This window comes from Pseudomonas sp. MEJ108 (assembly GCF_030208985.1).
Lineage (GTDB): Bacteria > Pseudomonadota > Gammaproteobacteria > Pseudomonadales > Pseudomonadaceae > Aquipseudomonas > Aquipseudomonas fragariae.
The window spans coordinates 30,265-49,527 of sequence record NZ_JARVSW010000041.1 but is presented as its reverse complement, the minus strand read 5'-3'; the positions used below and the strand labels follow the sequence as shown (position 1 = coordinate 49,527).

The window sequence follows — 19,263 nt, the reverse complement described above, 5'->3', positions numbered from 1 at the left end:
GCTCCGGCATGCACCTCTGTTGTCCAGCCAAGGAGGCTGGTTTGCGTATGTCTGCCCCTGCCCTGTTTCCGCGACACATTGCCGTGCTGATCCTGGCGCTGCTGGCCTGTTCGTTTGCCGGCAACCACATCGCGGCGCGCATTGCCTTCGATCATGACACCGGCCTGCTGCTGGCCATCCTTTGTCGCTCCGGCGTCACCTTGCTGGTGCTGGTCAGCCTGGTGCTCTGGCAGCGTGAAAGGCTCAGTCTGCCCGCCAGCACCTGGCGCTGGCAGCTGCTTCTGGGGTTGCTGATCGCCACTCAGAGCTTTTGCATCTACTCGGCGGTGGCACGTATTCCGGTGGCCCTGGCCTTGCTGGTGGTCAATGTCTCGCCGATCCTGCTGGCGTTGCTGACCTGGGCACTGGGGGGAGCCAGGCCGACACGGCGCGCAGCAGGCCTGATGGGCTTGATCCTGTTTGGCCTGACGCTGGCGCTGGACGTGCCACAGCGCCTGTCGAACCCCGGCAGCAGCGAGCCGCAATGGCTGGAGGGCGTCGCCTACGCGTCGACCGCTGCGGTGGTGTTCGCCTTTGCGCTGTGGATTACCGATAACAAACTGGCGGGCATGCGCGGCAGCGTACGCAGCATGCTGACCATGGCCGTGGTGTTCGTCGTCGCGGCCATCGCCGGCAGCAGCGGCGTGCTGCCCGGCGGCGTGGGTCTGCCGACGAGTTCTGTCGGCTGGAGCGCACTGGCCAGTCTGGTGGTTTTGTACGGGCTGGGTTTCTCGCTGCTGTTCATCTGCATGGCACGGCTGGACATCGCCCGCAACGCGCCAGTGATGAATATCGAGCCGGTGGCCAGCCTGCTGTTTGGCTGGCTGATTCTCGATCAATTGCTCAGCAGCGGTCAGGTGGTCGGCGGGCTGATCGTGGTCAGCGGCATCGTGCTGCTGACCTGGCGTCGCGCCCGGTCGCCTGACCCTCAATCATCCAGAAAGGCTTTGAAGCATGTCCACGAACGTACTGACCCTTGAAGATGGCCTGACCCGCCTGACACTGGCCCCCGACATCGGCGGCAGTATCGTCAACTGGAGCGTCCTGGCCAGCGGGCAACCCCTGCTGCGCCCTAGCGACGAACAGGCTCTGGCGGCCGGGACGCCCCGTCGCCTGGCCTGCTACCCGCTGGCGCCGTGGTCGAACCGGATCGGCAACGGCGGTTTCGAGACACCAGACGGCTGGCTGGCCCTGGAACCAAACAGCGCCAACGACCCGCTGCCGATCCATGGCAGCGCCTGGCAGCAAACATGGACCGTCATCGAACAGCGCGCAGAGCAGGTCTGCCTGCAACTCGACAGCCAGACGCCATTCGCCTACCGCGCGCACCTGCGCTACACCCTGCGTGAGGGCACGCTGAGCATCGAACTGAGCACCACCCATCAGGACAGCCGCGCCATCTGGCACGGGCTGGGCCTGCACCCGTACTTGCCACGCACGGCCCACACTCGTTTGCAGGCCAGGGCTGCACAGGTCTGGCTATGCGACGAAGGCGGTTTGCCCCGCGCCTTGCAGGACCTGCCCGCCGAGTGGGACTTCCGTCACGGCAACACTCTGCCCGACACACGTCTGGACAACGGTTTCACCGGCTGGGATGGCCAGAGCATCATCAGCCAGCCGGACCTGGGCTACGAATTGCACTGCCAGGCCACCGGCAGCGAATACTTTCTGGTGTTCTGCCCGCCGGGGCTGGATTTCTTCTGTTTCGAGCCCGTCAGCCACCCGGTCAACGCCCATCATTTGCCGGGGCATCCTGGGTTGAAGCTCTTGCGGCAGGGAGAGTCAGTGACGCTGGAGTTCAGTCTTCGTTACAAGGACCTGAAGCGGGGGTTATGAATAAGTGTCCTGGTGACTCATTTCAAGTTACAGAACGAGTCGGGATATTCCGTTGACATATCCCAAAAAAACATATTCTTATTCATCCGAAACATCAGCCAAGGATGAATCACTCATGGAACAATCCACAGTCTTCAAAAGCAATCGAAGCCAGGCTGTCCGACTGCCAAAAGCGGTGGCCTTGCCCGACGACGTGAAACGTGTCGATGTTATAGCCGTGGGCAGAACCCGCATTATTTCCCCCGCCGGTGAAATGTGGAACAGCTGGTTCGATGGTGAAAGTGTCAGTGATGATTTCATGGCAGAGCGCGGACAACCAGCCGAACAGCAGCGCGAATCGCTCTGATGCTCAAGTACATGCTTGACACCAACATTTGCATTTTCGCTATAAACAACAAGCCAGCTTCGGTGCGTGAAGCCTGCAACCTCCATCACGGACAGCTACGTATCAGCGCAATCACATTGATGGAGCTTGTCTACGGCGCAGAAAAGTCTTTGAGTCCGAAAGAAATCTTGCCCTTGTTGAGGGTTGGACGGCGCGTCTTGAAGTGCTCCCTTACGACAGCGACGCGGCGGCTCATACCGGCATGATCAGAGCCGAACTGGCCAGAGCGGGCACACCGATCGGCCCGTACGATCAAATGATTGCAGGACACGCCCGCTCTCTAGGCTTGGTTGTCATCACTAACAACCAGCGTGAATTCCAGCGCGTCGAGGGGCTGAGGGTAGAAGACTGGGTAAGCCAATGACCTCAAGGCGATATCTGCAACGCCTCTTGGTTTTGAGCTCGTCAGCCACCCGGTCAATGCCCATCATTTGCCTGGGCATCCGGGGTTGAAGCTGTTGCGGCAGGGGGAGTCGATGGGGTTGAGGGTCAGTCTGCAGTACAAAAAAAATCTAGCAAGCTTTATCCATGCGCTCCCCAGCCACAGATTACTGAATAATCGTCAATGTAGAAGGGCCACTCAAGCTGGTGACACCCGTGGTCGTGGCGCACGCGTTAAGCTCCAGATTGAAAAGCACATAGGTCGTTATTGCCGTGGAGCCCGTGTAACGGCCAGCCACAATTTCCCCGATACCCACTACGGTTTTGTTCAGACCACCGGTATCGTTGTAAGTCGCGTCGAAATTATAGGTACTGGTCTCTCCATCACCCCACTTTATGATCCACGTTACATCGGTCGTGTTCTGCAGCAGAGCGTTGCAGGATAAGGGCGCCTGAAAGCTTTGGCTGGACGACGCACTTGTGCCGAGAGGCAACACACAAGTCCCCCAGCTGCTTGTCGTCGTCACATTGATTGGCTGGCTGGCGTTGGTCAGGCCTGGCGAAAAAGTTCCAGTGTGAGTTCCTGTACAGACAACCAGGTTTACAGCCTCAGCCTGAGCTCGTTCAGGCGCAAAAAAGCCCATACAACCGATGACCAGCAGTACACCGGCCAGCCTGGCCAGCGTAGATGAAGCACGTGCAACGTGAGTGTCCATAATGGTCTCCCTGACCTTCATAACATCCAGATCACACATTAAACAGCCAGCGCTCGTTGGGCTACTGGCAGAATTGACAGTGACCGTCTGCATGACCGGCCCGTGGTCATTGTCATGGCCGCACTTGTAAAATGCCTCCACGCCGCTCGTCACATCCTATGATCCACCCCCCACCCCGTTACGTAACACCTCTGCATCGCGAACCAAACCCACACAATGGTGATCAGAAGGTGGATCATGCGCATAACTGCCAGTCTCAGGACCTTCTGTCACTTGTCCCCCTCTCACAGCGAATCGACAATCACCCGACTTTGGATCGATGAAGTCACCGCCGTGGCCCGCCAGAGGGACCGCGACAGCTTCATGCGCATTTACGATCACTTCGCTCCGCGCCTGTTGCGCTACCTCACCGGGCTGAATGTGCCAGAAGGTCAGGCCGAAGAGTTGGTGCAGGAAGTGCTGCTCAAACTGTGGCACAAGGCCGACTCGTTCGACCCGGCCAAGGCCAGCCTGGGGACATGGTTGTTTCGCATCGCACGCAACCTTTACATCGACAGCGTGCGCAAGGACCGTGGCTGGGTGCAGGTGCAGAATTCGCTGGAACAACTCGAGCGTCTGGAGGCCCCTGTAGATCGGACACTCGATTACAGCCAGCGCCAGGAGCAACAACTCAACATCGCCATCCAGAACCTGCCCGCCGATCAGGCCCGAGTGTTGCGAATGTCATATTTCGAAGCGCTCAGCCACCGGGAGATTTCCGAACGCCTGGGTATGCCGCTTGGCACCGTGAAGTCCTGCCTGCGCCTGGCGTTTCAAAAATTGCGCTCGCGGATAGAGGAATCATGATGGGCCCACAACATCATCCGGACGACGCCACGCTGGTCAGCTATGCCGCAGGGGCGCTGTCGCAGGTCATCTCGTTAGTCACTGCCGCGCACCTGGAGCGCTGCGCCGAGTGCCGGGCGCGGCTCAGGCAGGCCGAGGCCATTGGCGGTGTGTTGATGCAGCAGCACACCAGCAGTGTGGTGCCACTCAAGGGCCGATCGGCCATGCTCGCGCGGCTTGACGAGCAGCAAGCGGGGCTCGTACCCGCTATGCATTCGATGCCGGCGGCCAATCAGGACCCGGACCTGATGCCGGTCTGCATGCAGGCGCATTTTGGTCGACACCTGAGCACATTAAAGTGGAAGACCCTGATCCCCGGCGTAAAACGTGTACGCGCTGAAGGCATCGAACAGGGCAACCTGATGCTGCTGAAAATCGCCCCCGGCGTGAGCATGCCGGTGCACAGCCACGAAAGCGGCGAGATGACCATGGTCCTCAAGGGCGCGTATTACGACGTACAGGGAGAGTTCGGACTCAACGATGTGGCCGATCTGGACAGCCATATCCATCACCAGCCCATTGCCTACCCTGACCGGGAATGCATTTGCGTGCTGGCCACTGAATCGAAGCTGCGTTTTCAGGGACTGCTGGCGCGGATGATGCAGCCGTTTTTCGGGATTTGAAAAACGGCTGCGAGCAGATTGAGGAGCCAGGCAACTAGCAGAACCTGCTATTCAAAAAGGGCTTGAACGCGAGCCAGCACATCGTCGATTATCATCTCGGGAACTGACTCAACACGCTTTGCGCCACGAGCCTCAAGGTCAACGGTTCGAATGTGGTTGCAAAGAACGACACCCTGCGTTTTGGTACCTGAACCGCTTAAAGGCACCGCGAAACCGGCATACCGAGCGAAGTCGCCGCCCTGCGTGATGGGTACAATAATTACAAGGCCCGATGCGTTATAAGCCGCAGGCGTCAGAATCAACGCTGGACGAAAATCGCCCTGTTGTTCACGGCCTGCGGTTGGATTCAGGTTCAGTCGCACAATATCCGACCGGTTGAATTTGACCCGTTTCAAACCTCACGTCCAATTGGCTGCATGGTGTTCCATTCGGCCAATTCTGTGGGTTCAGGCGCGCTCAAATCACATTTTGCCATCAAGTCAGCCAATCGATAATGCAACTTTGCTTTAGCGGGTTTGAGCGTGATGACTTCTGCAGACGCATCAAGCGTAAGGACATCGCCGCTAGACAGGCTCATCTGCTTGAGCACGTTTGCGGGCAAACGAATTGCAGCGCTATTGCCCCATTGCTGAATTTTCACTTCCATAAAGACACCTCATAACGTAGCAATACTGTAGATACCTCACACGAGGCATGCAACCCCAACGTATAAACATAGTATCTACAACCGTAGACTGCCAGCTCAAGATGTCTCGAAATCCTACAGGCTTCCCGGGCCGATAAACCTGATCTATCAGCGCTGAACACTCACACCCAATGAGGTCAACGCATCCCAGTACCCCGGGTAGGTCTTGGCGACGCAATCAGGGTCGAGAATGCGGATGCCGGCAATCTTCAGGCCCGCCAGTGCAAAGCACATGGCGATCCGATGGTCGGAGTGGGTATCGATCAAGGCATCGACCGTAGTGCCTGCCAGCGCCGGGTTGGCGGTAACGATCAGATCGTCACCCTCTTCGACCGCCAGGCCGGGTGCGATGGCGCACAGGCCGTTGGACAGTGCCGAGATGCGGTCGCACTCCTTGACCCGCAGGTTGGCGATGCCGACAAAGCGCACCGGTTGACGATTGAACGCGGCCAGTACGGCCAGCGTGGGAATCGCGTCCTGCATCTGCGAGCCGTCGATCACGGCCGGCATGTTCGGGAAGCTGGCGATGATCTGACTGGCCAGTGCATCAGGCTGAGTGAACGCGTTGCTGGCCACGCCCAGGTCGATAGCGCCCTCGGTCAGGGCCTGCGCAGCCCAAAGGTAGGTGGCCGCCGAGGCATCCGGTTCGATGTGGAAATCCGTAGCGCGATAGCCGGTAGCCGAGACTTTCCAGGCGGCGTCGCCGATGGCCTGAACCTCGGCACCGAACGCCTGCATGGCCGCCAGCGTGAGGTCGAGGTAACCACGCGCGCCGATCTCGCTGCCTGTCAGGGCAACTTCCACAGGCCCCTTGCCACAGGCACCGGCCATCAGCAGTGCCGACACATACTGGCTGGACAGATTGCCGTCGATTTCGATACGACCGGCCTCAAGACCGCCCTTGCCCTTGATGGCCACCGGCGGGCAACCACTGGGTGCGCTGACCTCCACGCCCATGCGCTGCAAGGCATCGACCAACGGGCCGATCGGGCGCTTGCGCATGTATTCGTCGCCATCCACCACGAAGTCGCCTTCGAAGTTGGCCAGTGCCGCGGTCAGAAAGCGTGTCGCAGTCCCGGCATTGCCGAGGAACAGCGCCTGTTGCGGCGCCTGCCAGTGCCCGCTGCTGGTGACCACGAAGGTGCTGTCATCCGGCTCGTCGACCTGCACGCCCATCAGACGCAAGGCTTCGGACATCACGCGCGTGTCGTCACTCTTCAGCGCGCCGGTCAGGCGGCTGGTGCCTTTGGCCAGCCCGGCCAGCAACAATGCACGGTTGGTGATCGACTTGGAGCCCGGCGGGCTGACACGCCCGACCAGCGGGCGCTCGACAGGCAAAACAGTGAGGGTGGCTTGAGGTCGCATGATGTCCCTGAGCGTCAGCGGAAAAATCGCGATCCTAGCACGAGCGGGATCAAGCCCGCAGTGCCGGTTTCATTCATCGCCAAGCCCGGGCGCGGGTCAGCTTTTCACTGAGCCCGACAGTTGCTGCAGCTTGTCGTTGGCCGCCAGCAACTGATTGCGGTTGGCCGCGACGTCGGTGACGTCATAGATCACCAGACACACATGGCTGATCGCACCGGTGGTCGACCGCAGCGGGAACAGTGTGGTGTTCTGATACATGAACTCCTCCTGCCCGGTAATCGGTTGGTAATTCTTGAAACGCACCAGATACGGCCGCTGCTCCCAGATGGTGAACGCCGGCGTGCCGAGGGTCACGACGTTATCGATTTTCTTGCTGAACCACTTCGCGTTGACCTCCGGGAAAATCTCGAAAAAAGTCTTGTCGATGGCCACATAGGGCACCACACCCGAGCGGTTTTCCATGAAGGTATTCCAGACCGTCACGCGGTAGTTCAGGTCCAGCACCACGATGCCTACGTCAATGTTCTGCGTGACGGCCAGCAACCAATGAAGCTCGTTGATTTCAATAGCGTTGCTCATGGGTCAGCTCATCATGTAGGCGAGTTTTTTGGTAAGCAGCTCGACCGAATCTTCGGTGAACAGCATCAGCAGATCGAAATGCAGATTGTGGCCTTCCACGCTGTAACTGATTTCGACCGCCAGGGTCTTTTTCCAGCGTTGCTGATTGATGCGGATCAGCTCGTCGATGCCGCCCTGCGCGCCCAACAATTGCGGGTGGCCCTGCGAAAAGGCAATGTCAATCTGTTCGGCAATCCCGCTCAGGCAGGCACCGATCAGGATCGTGGACAGGTCGAGGAGCATCTCCATGTCGGAACTGTCGGAGTGATCGCCGCCCATCAGCTGCGAGATACCGGAAATTTCCGAGTCGTGGAAAATCAGCAGCGCCTCGCCTGCAATACCGCCACCGATGTAGCCCTGACACACCGCAGTCAGGCGCTGATCGCTGTGCGCATCGGCCAGCGCCATGTGCAGCTCGCCAACTTCGAGCATGTTGACGTTGGGCACCGGCAACTGCACAAAGACACCCAGTACCTTGGCCAGCAACGCCGCTGCACGGCCCATGGCTACGTTGACGGTTTCGCGGAACGCATCCTGAAAGCTGATCACCCCGCCCTTGTTGTTGAGGGCCGGCAGTGCAACCGGCGACACCGCAGGCTTGCCCAGCAGACCAAGGCGCTCCAGTGTGCTTTTCAGTTCGTCCGGGTCGGCAGGTTTTTTCAGAAACGCCAGCGCGCCCAGCTCCATGACCCGACGCACGGCTTCGTCCTGCACGTCGCCCGACACCACAATCACCTTGGCGTCGAGGTTTTCGGCACGAATCGCCGTCAGCGTCTGGTAACCGTCCATCACCGGCATGGTCAGGTCGAGCAGGACCACCTGGCCCTGACCTTTACGAATCGCTTCCAGGCCTTCCTGCCCCTGGGTGGCCAGCGTGACCGACACATCCCAGTCTTCAGGTAGCGCGCGCAACAGCTGCTTTCGCGCCATGTTCGAGTCATCGCATATCAATAGCGCAAGCGTGGACATCGTGTGGTTCTCACTGCAGGAAAATCAGGCTGACCACGGCGGACAGCACGTATACGTTTGACGGCACCATCGGAAGCGACTGACTTCGAGCCTATAACGCGAGATCAGCAACATTCAAACTAAACCTATAGCTTAAGTCGGTGATTTTTGGAGTTTCTGTAGTTTTATTCGCTATCCGTTGCTGTAAATCACTGTCGCGACGTCGGAAACGTGCCTATTATCAATTGATAGATTTAATAGCAATCACTCGATAGACAGGTGTGCCATGTCTCTGCCCATACGCGACTATCATCCAGCCCTGCCCCGGCAGGACGATTTCTGGCAACACCTGGGCATTCCCGCACGAGGCGCGCGGCTGTACTCGGCGCTGCATGACGGCTTGCCGTATGAAGTCTTCGAACGTCTGGCGCATTACACCGACCTGAACCGCTCGACCCTGGCCGAACATCTGGGCATCGCTCCGGCGACCTTGCAGCGACGTCTCAAGGTGCGCCGCTTCAATGCCGAGGAAAGCGATCGGCTGTTCCGCCTGGCAGCGGTGTACAAGGCGGCGCTGGATCTGTTCGAAAACGACGCCGAAGCGACTCGTCTGTGGCTGGCCAACCCGGTCTACGGGCTGGGTACTCGCAGGCCGCTGGAAATGCTCGCGACCTCGGCGGAGGCTCAGGCAGTGCTCGACCTGATCGGCCGCCTGGAGCACGGGGTCGTGGCGTGATAGCGGTCTATCGACTGGTCAAGCGCAAATGGCTGGCGCAGGCCTTCGACGGCGAAGGCGCCAAGCTCTATGGCGGACGCTGGAACAGCAAGGGCAACGCCTGCGTGTACTGCGCGGGCAGCGAGTCACTGGCCCTGCTGGAAGTGCTGGTACACCTGAACAACGCCACTGTGGCTCAACATTACACGATGCTTGAACTGCAGATTGCCGAGGAGCACGTCCTCAATGCACGCCCGGACACCCTGCCCCGCGACTGGCGTGAAGAACCCGCGCCACCGGCAACCGCCTCGTTCGGCGACGACTGGCTGGCCTCCGCTCAGAGCCTGGCACTGGCGGTGCCCAGCGTGATCATTCCGCGCGAGTCCAACTACCTGCTCAACGTCCAGCATCCGGAATTCAGGGCGGTTGTGGCGACGGCGAAAGAGCTGGAGTTTGTGGTCGATCCGCGCTTGAAGTGAGTTGGCTGAGCGGTTAGCTCGGTTACGGGGCGCTCTTGCTGTCCCATGGGTTCAAAGCAATGTACGCCGCGACCAATGCATTCAGCACCAGAAGTAACGCCTTAACACTGCGATGGATTACAAAACCGGCAACACTACGTGCGGCCGCTGACCAGTCCTACACCAGCATGCGTTTCAATTGCGTGCCTGAAAGCCTGAACAAAAAAACAACTACCTATACCTATGTACCGCACTTCGTGACTATTAATACTACCTAATATCAAGGAGATATTATTGGGCGATTTAAACCTTAAGGATAAGCACATGCCGCAAAACGTCATTACTCTTCCACCCACAATCGTAACACCTGGCCAGCCGTTGCCCAGGCCATTAGGCCCGCTGTCAGGAGCCGGAGTAATCGCCAGACCGCTGCGATGGGACGGCACTATTCCTGCAAACCATGAGCTGGATGCATTCTTCAGTAAAAGGGGTATAAGAAACGAGCAGTACACGATATCCATTATCGTGACGGCCTCTTCAACACAGCAAAACATCCATCAGTCTTACATAGACTTTTTGCCCCTCCTTCCGGCTGACGTTGACGCGGAAATTTCTGCCGGCGTAGGAGATTACCCCTTCTCTGAGTTAGAAAAGTCTACGATTGAAAAAAACGTGGTGGACAGCCTGATTTCACAGCGCGCTGCTGAGTTAGCCAAGAGTAACGAAGGCGCTCATGCTTTCTTTGGCAGGCATGTATTGGCGGTAGATATTAAAAAAAACGCTGTGGATTTTTTAAATATCTTTCAAACAAGAAGAGACCTGGGCTCTCCCCTTGACGTTTATAAAAGCTGGGAAGCCTCAGTCACAGCAGCCTACAGAGCAAAAATTCTTGAAGAGAAAATCAGGATGCTCACAGAGAGGTCGGTATCACTGAGCCATACTATTGCTGCAGCGCAGGCCAGGGAGGACGCACGTATCGCGGCAGAAGCCGAGTCGACGAGGCTTGCCGTTGAAGCTGCAGAGCACGCTCGACTTGCTGCCGAAACCGCTGAACAAGCCCGAGTTGCAGTGGAGGCTGAAGCCAAGCGAGTAGCGGATGAGCAGGCTCTTCTTGCTGCCGAAGCAGAAGCTCGCCGAGTAGCTGCCGAAGCGGCTGAACAAGCTCGTATGGAGGCAGAGACGCAGGCCCAGCGTGACGTTGACGAGCACGCGCGCGTGACGGCAGAAGCTCAAGCGCTAGAAGCGGGCAAGACGCTCAGGCTCCCGGAAGCGGGTACACCGCAGTTGGGTGCAGTTGCAGGAGTCATTTCCGTTACAGCAGGATCCGGTCTCTTTCTGGACGCTACCATTCAAGCCGCTATCGAAATATTAACGGCTCTCGCAGGCACGGCTGTCAGCTCTACCACAGCCGTAGGCATCGGCACGTTGCTGTACTCCCCTTCGCTTGGCAATGGAGAGTTACCGGAAAGAATGCTGGACCTTCCGGCCAGGGTTCTGATGCCTGATCTGCCCGACGCCTTGAATGACGTGGCGGCAACGGGTGGAACGGTCGATATGCCCTATAGAATTTACGGCGATCAGTCGAAGTATTCAGTCGTGGCAACACAAGCCGAAGGCGGATTTTCTCCCAAGGTGCCTGTGAGGGCTCTGATACTGGACCCAGTGGCCAACGCCTACACCTTTACCACTTCGGACACCCCGCCCATCACCTTGACGTTTCCAATCGCAGCACCTGGAAACAGCTCAACGACGACGGTGGCGCAACCAGTCGAAACTCCGGCGTACGCTGGAATTACACTGGAACCTATCGAGGTGAAAGCCGAGCCTTTACCCGCCACCGGCCAGATGGACATTCGGGACGCCATTTACGTTTATCCTTTAAATTCGGGTTTGCCTCCGGTCTATGCCGTGTTCAACAGCCCCTATGAAGGGGCAACAACCAAAGGAGAGCATAGCGGTCGAATGTACGATCCTGAAAAAGCGGGCGGCCCCACCCAAAACCTTGACTGGACAACCGCCTCAGTCACTCAGGACGGCATTGATCTCGTTAAGCTGCACACAGGCCGATTCGGCTCATCAGATGCAAATACTATAATGATTGATCGTCTGGAAAAAATTTTGCGCGGCGAGTTAGCCGTGACGGATACTGATAAAAGATTTTACACCCACGAGCTCAGGGAATTAGAACGTTACAGGGCACTGGGGGTGGCTGATGGCGTGCAAGGTAACGTATGGAATAACGCTCATACGGCAGCCCTTGAGGATTATAGAATTAACGAAAATCGTGATTTTCTTTACACCGAAGCGGCTCAATCGGCTGGTGACAAACAAGATCATGCTGACGCATTGAGAGGCCAATGAAATGACCCACATCAGAGACATTATCATTAACGAAACCGTGGCAGATGTATTGGCAGTCCTGGCTCTAACTACGTCCCAACCACGGATAGACAGACTGTACACCACTTATAAATTTGAGGCGCTTCAGTCCGGTGAGCTTTGGGGAACTTACACCCGACTTTTCCGTGAGGGCATTCTGGCTTTAGATGCAAATGGTCGCACGTCTAAAGGACCCAGCTGGAAGGAGCCCGCTTTCATCGCCGAAAAAAAATATTCTTTTGAATAAAAGTTACACTATTTAAAGAACGCCCGGCTTCAGCCGGGCGTTCCTCCATCTGAGACTTGATAATCGTAACCCTGTCTCGAACAGGGTATGCCCGAGCTTTATTTTACAGGTACATCTAACTTGTCGACCCTCCCATAAATGGTCTGCAGATCCCACTCGGGAATTTCCCATATAAGCAGTTTGGGCGGCGTCTGGCGGAAGGCCGGGTTGTCAAAGTAAAGGTTGGCAACGTTGCCAATCGGGGCGCCGAGTGCGCGCTGTAGAAAACCGACAAAACCCGAATTGCGCGAGAACGACGTGCCGATCAGCGCGACGTTGGGCAGCTTGCTGTCTCCGTCGATTCATTGGCAAGCTCGGTGATCTGCGTGGCGGCCACGCTTTACGGCGCAGGTTGTAATGACGACGGCAACCAGTCGAGTCCGCCGGGGCACTCGGCAATGCGTAACGTCTAAATCTGGAATTGACGCTGTGAAGTGGCCTGAATGCCGGCTTTTTCCACCTGCAAACCGATGGCTCTGGCGGCGCTGTTGGCAGCACTCTCGCCCCATTGCATTTCGCTATCTCAAGCGTATTTGGAAGGAAAACGGGTGCATGAAGAAGATAGCTACCTATCCATTTAGCAGGACGGTAGCTATCGAGGTGAAGGGATTTCAGTGACTGGCAGCAGCCGGGGTGGCTGCAGGAGCTGTTTCTGCGGACTGAGGCAACGGCATGCCCTTGGGCCACAACAGCCAGATATTGCCTTTCTGCTTCATGTCGCCAGCCAGCTTGCCCGCCTCGTCGCCGGTCCCCCAGAACAGGTCAGCGCGTACTTCACCGGCAATCGCACCGCCCGTGTCCTGGGCAGCGACCGGACGCACCACGCTGCTGCCATCCGGCCGCGTCGTCGAGAGCCAGAGCAGACTGCCCAGCGGAATCACCTTGCGGTCGATGGCCACGCTATAGCCCGGGGTCAGCGGCACATTCAGCGAGCCGCGCGGGCCTTCATTACTGTCGGGGTTACGGGCGAAAAACACGTAGCTGGGATTACTCGCCAGCAGTTCGCCGATCCGCTCCGGATGCGCCTTGGCCCAGGCTGCGATGCTGCCCATGGTCACGTCTTCCTTCTTCAACTGCCCCTGCTCTACCAGCCAGCGACCAATCGCGCGATACGGACGACCGTTCTGATCGGCATAGCCCAGACGCAGCTGCGAGCCATCTTCCAGACTCACGCGCCCCGAGCCCTGAATCTGCAGGAATTGCAGATCCATCGGGTCGGTCAGCCAGGCAATCACCGGCGCGTTCAAGCCCTGCGTGCTGATCGTTGCAGCGTCGTCGTAAGGCTTGAGCACCCGCCCCTCAAGCCGACCGCGCAGACGCTTGCCTTTTAGCTCGGGATAAATGCTGTCCAGATTGACCACGATCAGATCGTCCGGAATGCCATACACCGGCACATTGGCCGTGGCGGTCTGAGTCAGACTGCCCGGATAGACAGGCTCGTAATAACCGGTGATCAAACCATCGGCACTGCCCCCGTCGGCGCGCAGGCTGTAGACCTGCAACTGCTCCTGCAAAAAGGTGCGGATCTGCGCAACATCCGGTGCAGCCGCAAGACTCGCAGCCGCCGCACACGTCGGCCCCCACACCGCATCGGCCTTCAAACGGACACACGCACTGCGCCACGAGGCAAAACCGGCCTGCAAATCCGCGTCCGACACCGCCGGCAGCGCGTCCCAGCCAGCCTGGCTATACGTGGTGTGCGGCGGCGCAGACGGCGTCACCGGTTTGTCGGACTTGTCACACGCGGTCAGCAACGCAGCCAGAGGCAAAACCAGCGCCAGGCCCCGCAACCATGGCTTGAAAGAGAGCATCATCAGTAGCACCAATCCGTTTACAGCCTGCAGCAGGCTGGTGGGTGAAAGGTGTCATTGTGGCTGAAGCGGGCAGAGGGGCCTAGGGTTTGTCTGAAAAGTCAGCCAGGATGATGTGGAGACGCGGCGTAGGAGAAAGATGGAGTCGAGCAAGTCAGCGCTCATGAGTGGTACGCGTTGGGCCGGTGCTGCGTGGAATAGCTCAAACGGTTTATGGGCGCCCTTGGTTCGCACCGCTTTAAGTGTCAGGGACGAGCTGCACGGACCCGACTTCGGACCTCATAACAAACAGGCTGCATTCCGAGGCTCTTTTAAAAGATCTCAGTAGACTGCTGCCATGCTGAAAGCGTCTATGTATTCGCCATCTCGATAGGCGAATTTCCTGTGCGTGCCCTCTATGACAAAGCCATTCTTTTCATACAGCGCGATAGCGGCCTTGTTATCAACGAAAACAGTAAGCTCCAGGCGCTTTAAATTCATCCATCGACAGGCAGTGGCGGTGAGCTCGTTCAATAACAAGTCACCAATGCCCTGGCGATGATGACTGTCTGCAACCCCCATCCAGAAATCAGCTACGTGCTGCCTGCGCCCCTGAAAACGATAGAGCATGGCGCAGCCGACAACCACGCCATCGCGCTCGGCAACGAGGGACAGCCCAGAAGCACTTCGACTTTCGACAAGCTTTTTTATGTCGTTGATTGACTGGTACGGCATGCGAAGCGTCCACCAACGGAATACCGGTTGTTCAAACATATCAGCCAGCGAAGACCAGTCACTGTCTGCCATGGCACGGACGATCAAGCTCATGTCAGCCCCCTCACTAACGCTACCCTTTCGGCTAACCATCTGCTTACGGTCAAGGTTGGCCCGGATGCGGTTCCGGGTAGTCGCGATTGATGTCGATGGGTTTGGCGTACGGTCCATCCCAAAGCTGCTCGTGCAGTTGGCCGATGCGCCTGGCCATCGAGCTATCGTGCATCACCACTTCCAGATTGCGCGAGTTGTCGAGGTAGCCGCCCAGCCAGTTGCTGGTGCCTACCCAGGCCACCTGATCATCAATATCCATGGTCTTGCTGTGGATCACGCGTGCATAGGGGATAAAACCCTGATCGGCCATCGGCAGTGTGACGATGCGCACCTGCACGTTGGGCACCAGGGCCAGACTCTTGAGGTAGGCGACTTCGGGCATGCCGGTGTTCCAGTCGGACACCATGAGTTTTATTGACACACCGCGGGCGGCTGCGCTGCGCAGGGCATTATCGATGACCGCATAGTAAGGCCGGGTTTTGTCGGCCCCGTAGGACAGGGGCGCGTAATCCAGCAACTGGACACGAACCTCGCTTTTGGCTTGCGCCAGCAAACGGGGCAGTTCGGTCTGGGAGTCGACGACCCCTGGCGGGTTATAGCGCTGCGGACTGGCGATCAGGTAGTTGCCGTTGGGCGATGTGCTATCGACCGGGCGCGGCACCGGAACCGGTTTGCCCTCGGTAATGGCAGCCTGGGCAAGCCAGTCCTGATCGAATATGGCCTGCGTCTGGCCCACGACGGTCGGCTCGTCAATGCGCAGGCCGGTTTCGTGGATGTGCTCCAGTGAGCGCCAATCGAAGTTCTGACTGCCGATGAACGCCTGTCGGCCATCCACGACCAGGAATTTGGCGTGAATGATGCCGCTGCCCGTGAGCTTTGCGTAGGGCAGTACGCGCAAGGTGAGGTTGGGGATCGCGCGCAGTCGCTCAAGGGTCTGCGGGTCGGAAAGTTTCAGGCCTTTTTCTTCCAGCAGAAACCGGATTTTCACTCCGCGCTGCCCGGCTGCCGTCAGGCTTTCAAGCACCTTGTCCATGACCGAGCCTGCGTGGTCTGCGACATAGAACTGTTCGATGTCGATACGCTCGCGAGCCCCGTCAAACAGCTCGCGCCAGACTTCGCCGGGTGCTCGCAGGTCAGGCGTCTGCAAGTCAGACCCGACCGGCACGGTATGTACCAGCTCGAAACCCGGGATGGCGAAGTCTGCTTGCGCGCACGAACTGCCCAGCAGTAACGCTGCGATCACGGCGCGGTAGCTCAGGGACAGTCGACGATATGAAGGGTAAAAGGGCATTGCGAGCCTCATCGCCAGACACAGACAAGATGGCGAATGCCAGAGGCACGCGCCGCTATTTGGATCAGGCCGTGCGGTATTTCGGTTGAGCCGAAACAGCCGGATGCTCGGCCTCGTCATGCACACGTGCGCCGCTGGAAGCACGGATCAGCAGGATCTTGAGTTGGTCGTTGATGCGTTCCAGGCTGTCCTGAAAGTAGTTGTGAAAGACCACGCAGAACAAGGCAATGGCAATACCCAGCCCGGTCGCGAACAGCGCTGTACCGATACCGGCGGAAATCTGCCCGGGATCGGAGACCCCGGCACTGGCCAGGGCCTTGAAGGTGTCGATGATGCCCAGAATCGTCCCTAACAAGCCCAACAGTGGCGCAGCGGTGGTGATGGTTTCGATCAGCCAGAGGCTACGGGCCAGCGGTGCGCGCGTGCTCAGGTACTGGGTTTCGATGACATCATCCAGATCTCTGCGCGAGCCCTGTGCATTTTTTTGCGCAAGCACCGGCAGGACCATTTCCAGTGGCAGGCTGGTCCGGCGCGTCAGCGTCTCCGGCAGGTCCTTTTCACTGTGTACCGAAGCACCGAGTGCCGTTTGCAGGGCCCGCGACTGGCGACGCACGTAGGCAAAGTAGATGCCTCGTTCAATCGCGACAAAGATTGCTATCGCGATGGCGGCGTACATCACATAGAAGGTGATGTCGTGAAGCTGATTCATGTCCATGGCACGGACCTCTGGTCAATGAAATTAGAAATTGGCTTCAAGAGAAACGGTGACGGTACGCTCGACCCCGACGATGTAGGCCGGGTCGCCATCGCGGAAACCGCTGTAAGTGCCCGCGTTGGTTTTGGTGGTGTACACGCCGTCCAGGTATTGCTTGTCGAACAGGTTGTCGACGTTCAGACGCAAGGTGGCGTCCTTGACGATTTTCTTGTCCACCGGGAGGTAGATACCTGCGCCCAGATTGAAGATGGTGCGCCCCGGAATGCTTTCGTCGTTGGTCAGGTCGCCATACAGCTTGCTGGTGAGCTTGGCGCCAAAGGTCCCGTAATAACTTCCGTCGTCGTAGCCGAGGTTGGCGGCCAGCATGTTCTTCGGCACGTTGGTAAATTGCTTGCCACTGGTCGGCAGTTCGATGGCGGTACCGTTATTGAACACGGTCAGGTCATCTTTCTGTTTGGCGCGGGTGTAGGTGTACGAGGTGTAGTAATTGAAATGGTGCGGCAGCAGGCCACTCCATTCCAATTCCAGACCGCTGTTGTCGACTGCACCGGCATTGATGTCGGCAAAGTCGCCATTGACGTCTTTTGATGACACCTGACGGTCCTTGAACTGCAGGTAAAACAGTGTGGCCGCCAGCGTCATGTCCTGTTCGGTGTAGCGCCAGCCCAGTTCGTGGTTCCAGCTGGTTTCCGGCTTGCTGTCGATGGAGCCGGTGCCCGGGTCATACAGAACGTAGTTCTGCGGCACGCGCATGTTGCGTGACAGGCTGTAGAACAACTGGTCGCGCTCATCCAGCTGGTATTTGAGGCCGACGTTCGGCAACAGCTTGTTGTAGGTCTGGTCGCGTTTTTCCGGCCGCTCGGTCAGGCTGCCGTGGTTGGTGCCTTCACGTTCGACGTTCATGAAGGCCAGGCCGCCGACCAGCGTCCAGTCCGGGGAGAAATACCAGGTGTCCTGAGCCCAGACTTTTTGTGCAGGCGTCACGGTATAGCGGTCACGGCCCTGGATCTCGTTGCCGTTGGCATCGACCATGTAGTCCGAATCCGGCTGGATGCTTTCAGGCTTGCCATTGCTCTTCAGGCGGATGAACGGCTGAGTCTGCGACTGGCGCGCGCGTTCATACCAGTAGCCGACCTGTACGCTGTGCTCGTCGTTGACGTCCCAGTTCAACTTGGTGGTGATGCCCGGACGCCAGGTCTGCGTGCGCGACGGCCGGTAATACACGCCAGTGGTCGATGACCCGTCTGCGTTATAAGCCGCCGCCGTCGGCAGGTTGCTCAGGTCGAACACACCGTTCTGATTCGAGCCGCGATTGAGCGCATAGGAAGAACTGTTCACGCCGCTGCCGTTACCCCAGAAATAATACGGGATGACTGAAAGAGACAGATTGTCGGCCAGCTTGAATTGGGTATTGAGCACGCCGGTGAACGTCTGGAACGGGTTCTGCGCCAGCTCGTAGTAGCTGGACAATTTGCCGTTGCTGCCCAGTGCAGGCGTCGAAGGATAAGGGTCAAACTTGCGCCCGTTCTGCTGGAACTGACTCTTGGTGAGCTGGCTGTAACTGTTGTTGTCCTGCTCGTGGTACTTGAGGATCAGGTTGGCGGTATTGCCCGAGCCCATGTCGAAGAAGCTGTTCCACTCCACCTTGTCGGCACGCACCGCGCCATCGCCGCGCCATTTCTGACCTTCGGTGTGAGACATCGACAGCCAGTTGCTCAGCCCGTTGATTTCTCCGGTGTTGAGTCGCGCGAAGGTCTTGTAAGTGCCGTTGCTGCCCGCCACCTGCTTGACGAATGCGCCGGTTTCCTTGGTGGGCCGGATGGTGACGATACCGATGTTGCCGCCGCTGGAACCGATGTGCGGGCCGTCACTTTCGGCAGAGCCTTGAGTCACGAAAATCTGATCGATGTTTTCCGGGTCCCCCAGCAGGTTGGAGTACAGCGCGTAGTTGCCGGAGTCGTTGATCGGCATACCGTCCACCGACATGCCGACCTGATCGGAGTTGAGACCGCGCATGGTAAAGCGAAAGCCGGACAGACCCGTGGCGTCTTCGCTGGAGATGTTCAGGCCCGGTGTGTACTTGAGCTTGTCGATCGCGTTACCTGTTGCGGTCTGCTTGTCGAGCGCTTCTTTGGTGACAGTGGAGCGCGCCTTGATGCTCTCCTCCTGCACCATGTAGCCACCCCCAACCGTCGCCCTGCCTTGCACACCAATGGTGCCGACGTCACTGCCACTCGAGTCGGCCATAACCATGCCGTGACTCATGCCCGCGGCGACCAACGCAAGGTGAATTCTGGAAAACTTCATCACTTTGTTCCTT

At 58.2% G+C, this 19,263-nt stretch carries 19 protein-coding genes and 3 pseudogenes; 10 read left to right on the top strand and 12 right to left on the bottom strand.

Translation table 11 applies throughout. The features are described 5' to 3' along the window. The first annotated feature begins 47 nt into the window (after positions 1–47). From QRN50_RS18525 to QRN50_RS18505, 5 genes and pseudogenes are all read left to right on the top strand, one after another. The gene (locus tag QRN50_RS18525; RefSeq protein WP_096126468.1) at positions 48–1,019 is read left to right on the top strand and encodes an EamA family transporter; all 972 of its coding nucleotides are present in this window, start codon (positions 48–50) and stop codon (positions 1,017–1,019) included. Beyond that, a complete protein-coding gene (locus QRN50_RS18520; RefSeq protein ID WP_096126469.1) occupies positions 994–1,875 on the top strand; it encodes an aldose 1-epimerase in 882 nt (293 codons plus the stop codon). The genes QRN50_RS18525 and QRN50_RS18520 overlap by 26 nt, the downstream gene beginning before the upstream one ends. A gap of 115 nt (positions 1,876–1,990) precedes the next feature. Continuing rightward, positions 1,991–2,221, top strand: coding sequence for a type II toxin-antitoxin system VapB family antitoxin (vapB, locus tag QRN50_RS18515; RefSeq protein ID WP_011266698.1), 231 nt, complete (start codon positions 1,991–1,993; stop codon positions 2,219–2,221). Beyond that, positions 2,221–2,624, top strand: a pseudogene (vapC, locus tag QRN50_RS18510) (type II toxin-antitoxin system tRNA(fMet)-specific endonuclease VapC). Before vapB ends, vapC begins: the two are co-directional and overlap by 1 nt. 31 nt (positions 2,625–2,655) lie before the next feature. After that, positions 2,656–2,766: pseudogene (locus QRN50_RS18505) on the top strand (aldose 1-epimerase); the annotation flags it as partial. A 42-nt stretch (positions 2,767–2,808) separates the two neighbouring features. On the opposite strand, the gene QRN50_RS18500 reads toward QRN50_RS18505, so the two are convergent. Next, complete coding sequence (locus QRN50_RS18500) at positions 2,809–3,357, bottom strand: hypothetical protein (RefSeq protein WP_192873856.1); 549 nt, start codon at positions 3,355–3,357, stop codon at positions 2,809–2,811. A gap of 333 nt (positions 3,358–3,690) precedes the next feature. Between QRN50_RS18500 and QRN50_RS18495 the strand changes: the two genes are divergently transcribed. Both QRN50_RS18495 and QRN50_RS18490 read left to right on the top strand, forming a co-directional pair. After that, the gene (locus QRN50_RS18495; protein WP_003345995.1) at positions 3,691–4,203 is read left to right on the top strand and encodes a sigma-70 family RNA polymerase sigma factor; all 513 of its coding nucleotides are present in this window, start codon (positions 3,691–3,693) and stop codon (positions 4,201–4,203) included. Next, positions 4,203–4,865, top strand: a complete 663-nt coding sequence (locus tag QRN50_RS18490; protein ID WP_011266695.1) for a ChrR family anti-sigma-E factor — start codon at positions 4,203–4,205, stop codon at positions 4,863–4,865. The genes QRN50_RS18495 and QRN50_RS18490 overlap by 1 nt, the downstream gene beginning before the upstream one ends. A 47-nt stretch (positions 4,866–4,912) precedes the next feature. Here the strand turns inward: QRN50_RS18490 and QRN50_RS18485 are convergent, their stop codons facing one another. From QRN50_RS18485 to QRN50_RS18465, 5 genes are all read right to left on the bottom strand, one after another. Continuing rightward, positions 4,913–5,260, bottom strand: a complete 348-nt coding sequence (locus tag QRN50_RS18485) for a type II toxin-antitoxin system ChpB family toxin (RefSeq protein ID WP_060400552.1) — start codon at positions 5,258–5,260, stop codon at positions 4,913–4,915. Then, complete coding sequence (locus QRN50_RS18480; RefSeq protein ID WP_024652560.1) at positions 5,257–5,511, bottom strand: AbrB/MazE/SpoVT family DNA-binding domain-containing protein; 255 nt, start codon at positions 5,509–5,511, stop codon at positions 5,257–5,259. The genes QRN50_RS18485 and QRN50_RS18480 overlap by 4 nt, the downstream gene beginning before the upstream one ends. Positions 5,512–5,658: 147 nt before the next feature. Further along, on the bottom strand, positions 5,659–6,915 hold the full coding sequence (aroA, locus tag QRN50_RS18475) for a 3-phosphoshikimate 1-carboxyvinyltransferase (protein ID WP_024652559.1): 1,257 nt from the start codon (positions 6,913–6,915) through the stop codon (positions 5,659–5,661). 96 nt (positions 6,916–7,011) lie between these two features. After that, positions 7,012–7,494, bottom strand: coding sequence for a PAS domain-containing protein (locus QRN50_RS18470; protein WP_003404789.1), 483 nt, complete (start codon positions 7,492–7,494; stop codon positions 7,012–7,014). A gap of 3 nt (positions 7,495–7,497) precedes the next feature. Continuing rightward, entirely contained in the window at positions 7,498–8,502 is a 1,005-nt protein-coding gene (locus tag QRN50_RS18465; protein ID WP_003421645.1) for a response regulator, read from the bottom strand. 265 nt (positions 8,503–8,767) lie between these two features. On the opposite strand from QRN50_RS18465, the gene parS reads away from it, so the two are divergent. From parS to QRN50_RS18450, 3 genes are all read left to right on the top strand, one after another. Beyond that, a complete protein-coding gene (parS, locus tag QRN50_RS18460) occupies positions 8,768–9,217 on the top strand; it encodes a type II RES/Xre toxin-antitoxin system antitoxin (protein WP_011266691.1) in 450 nt (149 codons plus the stop codon). Beyond that, positions 9,214–9,675 carry an RES family NAD+ phosphorylase gene (locus tag QRN50_RS18455; RefSeq protein WP_003408520.1) on the top strand — a complete coding sequence of 154 codons (462 nt, stop codon included), beginning with the start codon at positions 9,214–9,216 and terminating at the stop codon, positions 9,673–9,675. The genes parS and QRN50_RS18455 overlap by 4 nt, the downstream gene beginning before the upstream one ends. Positions 9,676–9,978: 303 nt before the next feature. After that, positions 9,979–12,015, top strand: a complete 2,037-nt coding sequence (locus tag QRN50_RS18450) for an S-type pyocin domain-containing protein (protein WP_024660599.1) — start codon at positions 9,979–9,981, stop codon at positions 12,013–12,015. Between the two features lie 363 nt (positions 12,016–12,378). Here QRN50_RS18450 and QRN50_RS18445 read toward each other — a convergent pair. The 6 genes and pseudogenes from QRN50_RS18445 to QRN50_RS18415 form a co-directional block, all read right to left on the bottom strand. Beyond that, positions 12,379–12,839: pseudogene (locus QRN50_RS18445) on the bottom strand (alginate O-acetyltransferase AlgX-related protein); the annotation flags it as partial. 91 nt (positions 12,840–12,930) lie between these two features. Continuing rightward, positions 12,931–14,133 (bottom strand): murein transglycosylase A, encoded by a 1,203-nt coding sequence (mltA, locus tag QRN50_RS18440; protein WP_054092111.1) that lies wholly within the window; start codon positions 14,131–14,133, stop codon positions 12,931–12,933. A gap of 318 nt (positions 14,134–14,451) precedes the next feature. Next, complete coding sequence (locus QRN50_RS18430; protein ID WP_024641693.1) at positions 14,452–14,937, bottom strand: GNAT family N-acetyltransferase; 486 nt, start codon at positions 14,935–14,937, stop codon at positions 14,452–14,454. Between the two features lie 49 nt (positions 14,938–14,986). Then, complete coding sequence (locus QRN50_RS18425; RefSeq protein WP_024641692.1) at positions 14,987–16,228, bottom strand: phospholipase D-like domain-containing protein; 1,242 nt, start codon at positions 16,226–16,228, stop codon at positions 14,987–14,989. A gap of 64 nt (positions 16,229–16,292) precedes the next feature. After that, entirely contained in the window at positions 16,293–16,943 is a 651-nt protein-coding gene (locus QRN50_RS18420) for a MotA/TolQ/ExbB proton channel family protein (protein WP_003404753.1), read from the bottom strand. A 24-nt stretch (positions 16,944–16,967) separates the two neighbouring features. Next, a complete protein-coding gene (locus tag QRN50_RS18415) occupies positions 16,968–19,250 on the bottom strand; it encodes a TonB-dependent receptor (RefSeq protein WP_096126471.1) in 2,283 nt (760 codons plus the stop codon). Positions 19,251–19,263 lie beyond the last annotated feature (13 nt).

What these genes read in the sequence shown, in the direction of transcription:
- QRN50_RS18450 (WP_024660599.1), top strand. Translation starts at nt 9,979, where the DNA reads ATGCCGCAAAACGTCATTACTCTTCCACCCACAATCGTAACACCTGGC.
- QRN50_RS18425 (WP_024641692.1), bottom strand. Translation starts at nt 16,228, where the DNA reads ATGCCCTTTTACCCTTCATATCGTCGACTGTCCCTGAGCTACCGCGCC.
- QRN50_RS18520 (WP_096126469.1), top strand. Translation starts at nt 994, where the DNA reads ATGTCCACGAACGTACTGACCCTTGAAGATGGCCTGACCCGCCTGACA.
- mltA (WP_054092111.1), bottom strand. Translation starts at nt 14,133, where the DNA reads ATGATGCTCTCTTTCAAGCCATGGTTGCGGGGCCTGGCGCTGGTTTTG.
- parS (WP_011266691.1), top strand. Translation starts at nt 8,768, where the DNA reads ATGTCTCTGCCCATACGCGACTATCATCCAGCCCTGCCCCGGCAGGAC.
- aroA (WP_024652559.1), bottom strand. Translation starts at nt 6,915, where the DNA reads ATGCGACCTCAAGCCACCCTCACTGTTTTGCCTGTCGAGCGCCCGCTG.
- QRN50_RS18415 (WP_096126471.1), bottom strand. Translation starts at nt 19,250, where the DNA reads ATGAAGTTTTCCAGAATTCACCTTGCGTTGGTCGCCGCGGGCATGAGT.
- QRN50_RS18470 (WP_003404789.1), bottom strand. Translation starts at nt 7,494, where the DNA reads ATGAGCAACGCTATTGAAATCAACGAGCTTCATTGGTTGCTGGCCGTC.
- vapB (WP_011266698.1), top strand. Translation starts at nt 1,991, where the DNA reads ATGGAACAATCCACAGTCTTCAAAAGCAATCGAAGCCAGGCTGTCCGA.
- QRN50_RS18420 (WP_003404753.1), bottom strand. Translation starts at nt 16,943, where the DNA reads ATGGACATGAATCAGCTTCACGACATCACCTTCTATGTGATGTACGCC.
- QRN50_RS18430 (WP_024641693.1), bottom strand. Translation starts at nt 14,937, where the DNA reads ATGAGCTTGATCGTCCGTGCCATGGCAGACAGTGACTGGTCTTCGCTG.
- QRN50_RS18465 (WP_003421645.1), bottom strand. Translation starts at nt 8,502, where the DNA reads ATGTCCACGCTTGCGCTATTGATATGCGATGACTCGAACATGGCGCGA.
- QRN50_RS18500 (WP_192873856.1), bottom strand. Translation starts at nt 3,357, where the DNA reads ATGGACACTCACGTTGCACGTGCTTCATCTACGCTGGCCAGGCTGGCC.
- QRN50_RS18525 (WP_096126468.1), top strand. Translation starts at nt 48, where the DNA reads ATGTCTGCCCCTGCCCTGTTTCCGCGACACATTGCCGTGCTGATCCTG.
- QRN50_RS18480 (WP_024652560.1), bottom strand. Translation starts at nt 5,511, where the DNA reads ATGGAAGTGAAAATTCAGCAATGGGGCAATAGCGCTGCAATTCGTTTG.
- QRN50_RS18490 (WP_011266695.1), top strand. Translation starts at nt 4,203, where the DNA reads ATGGGCCCACAACATCATCCGGACGACGCCACGCTGGTCAGCTATGCC.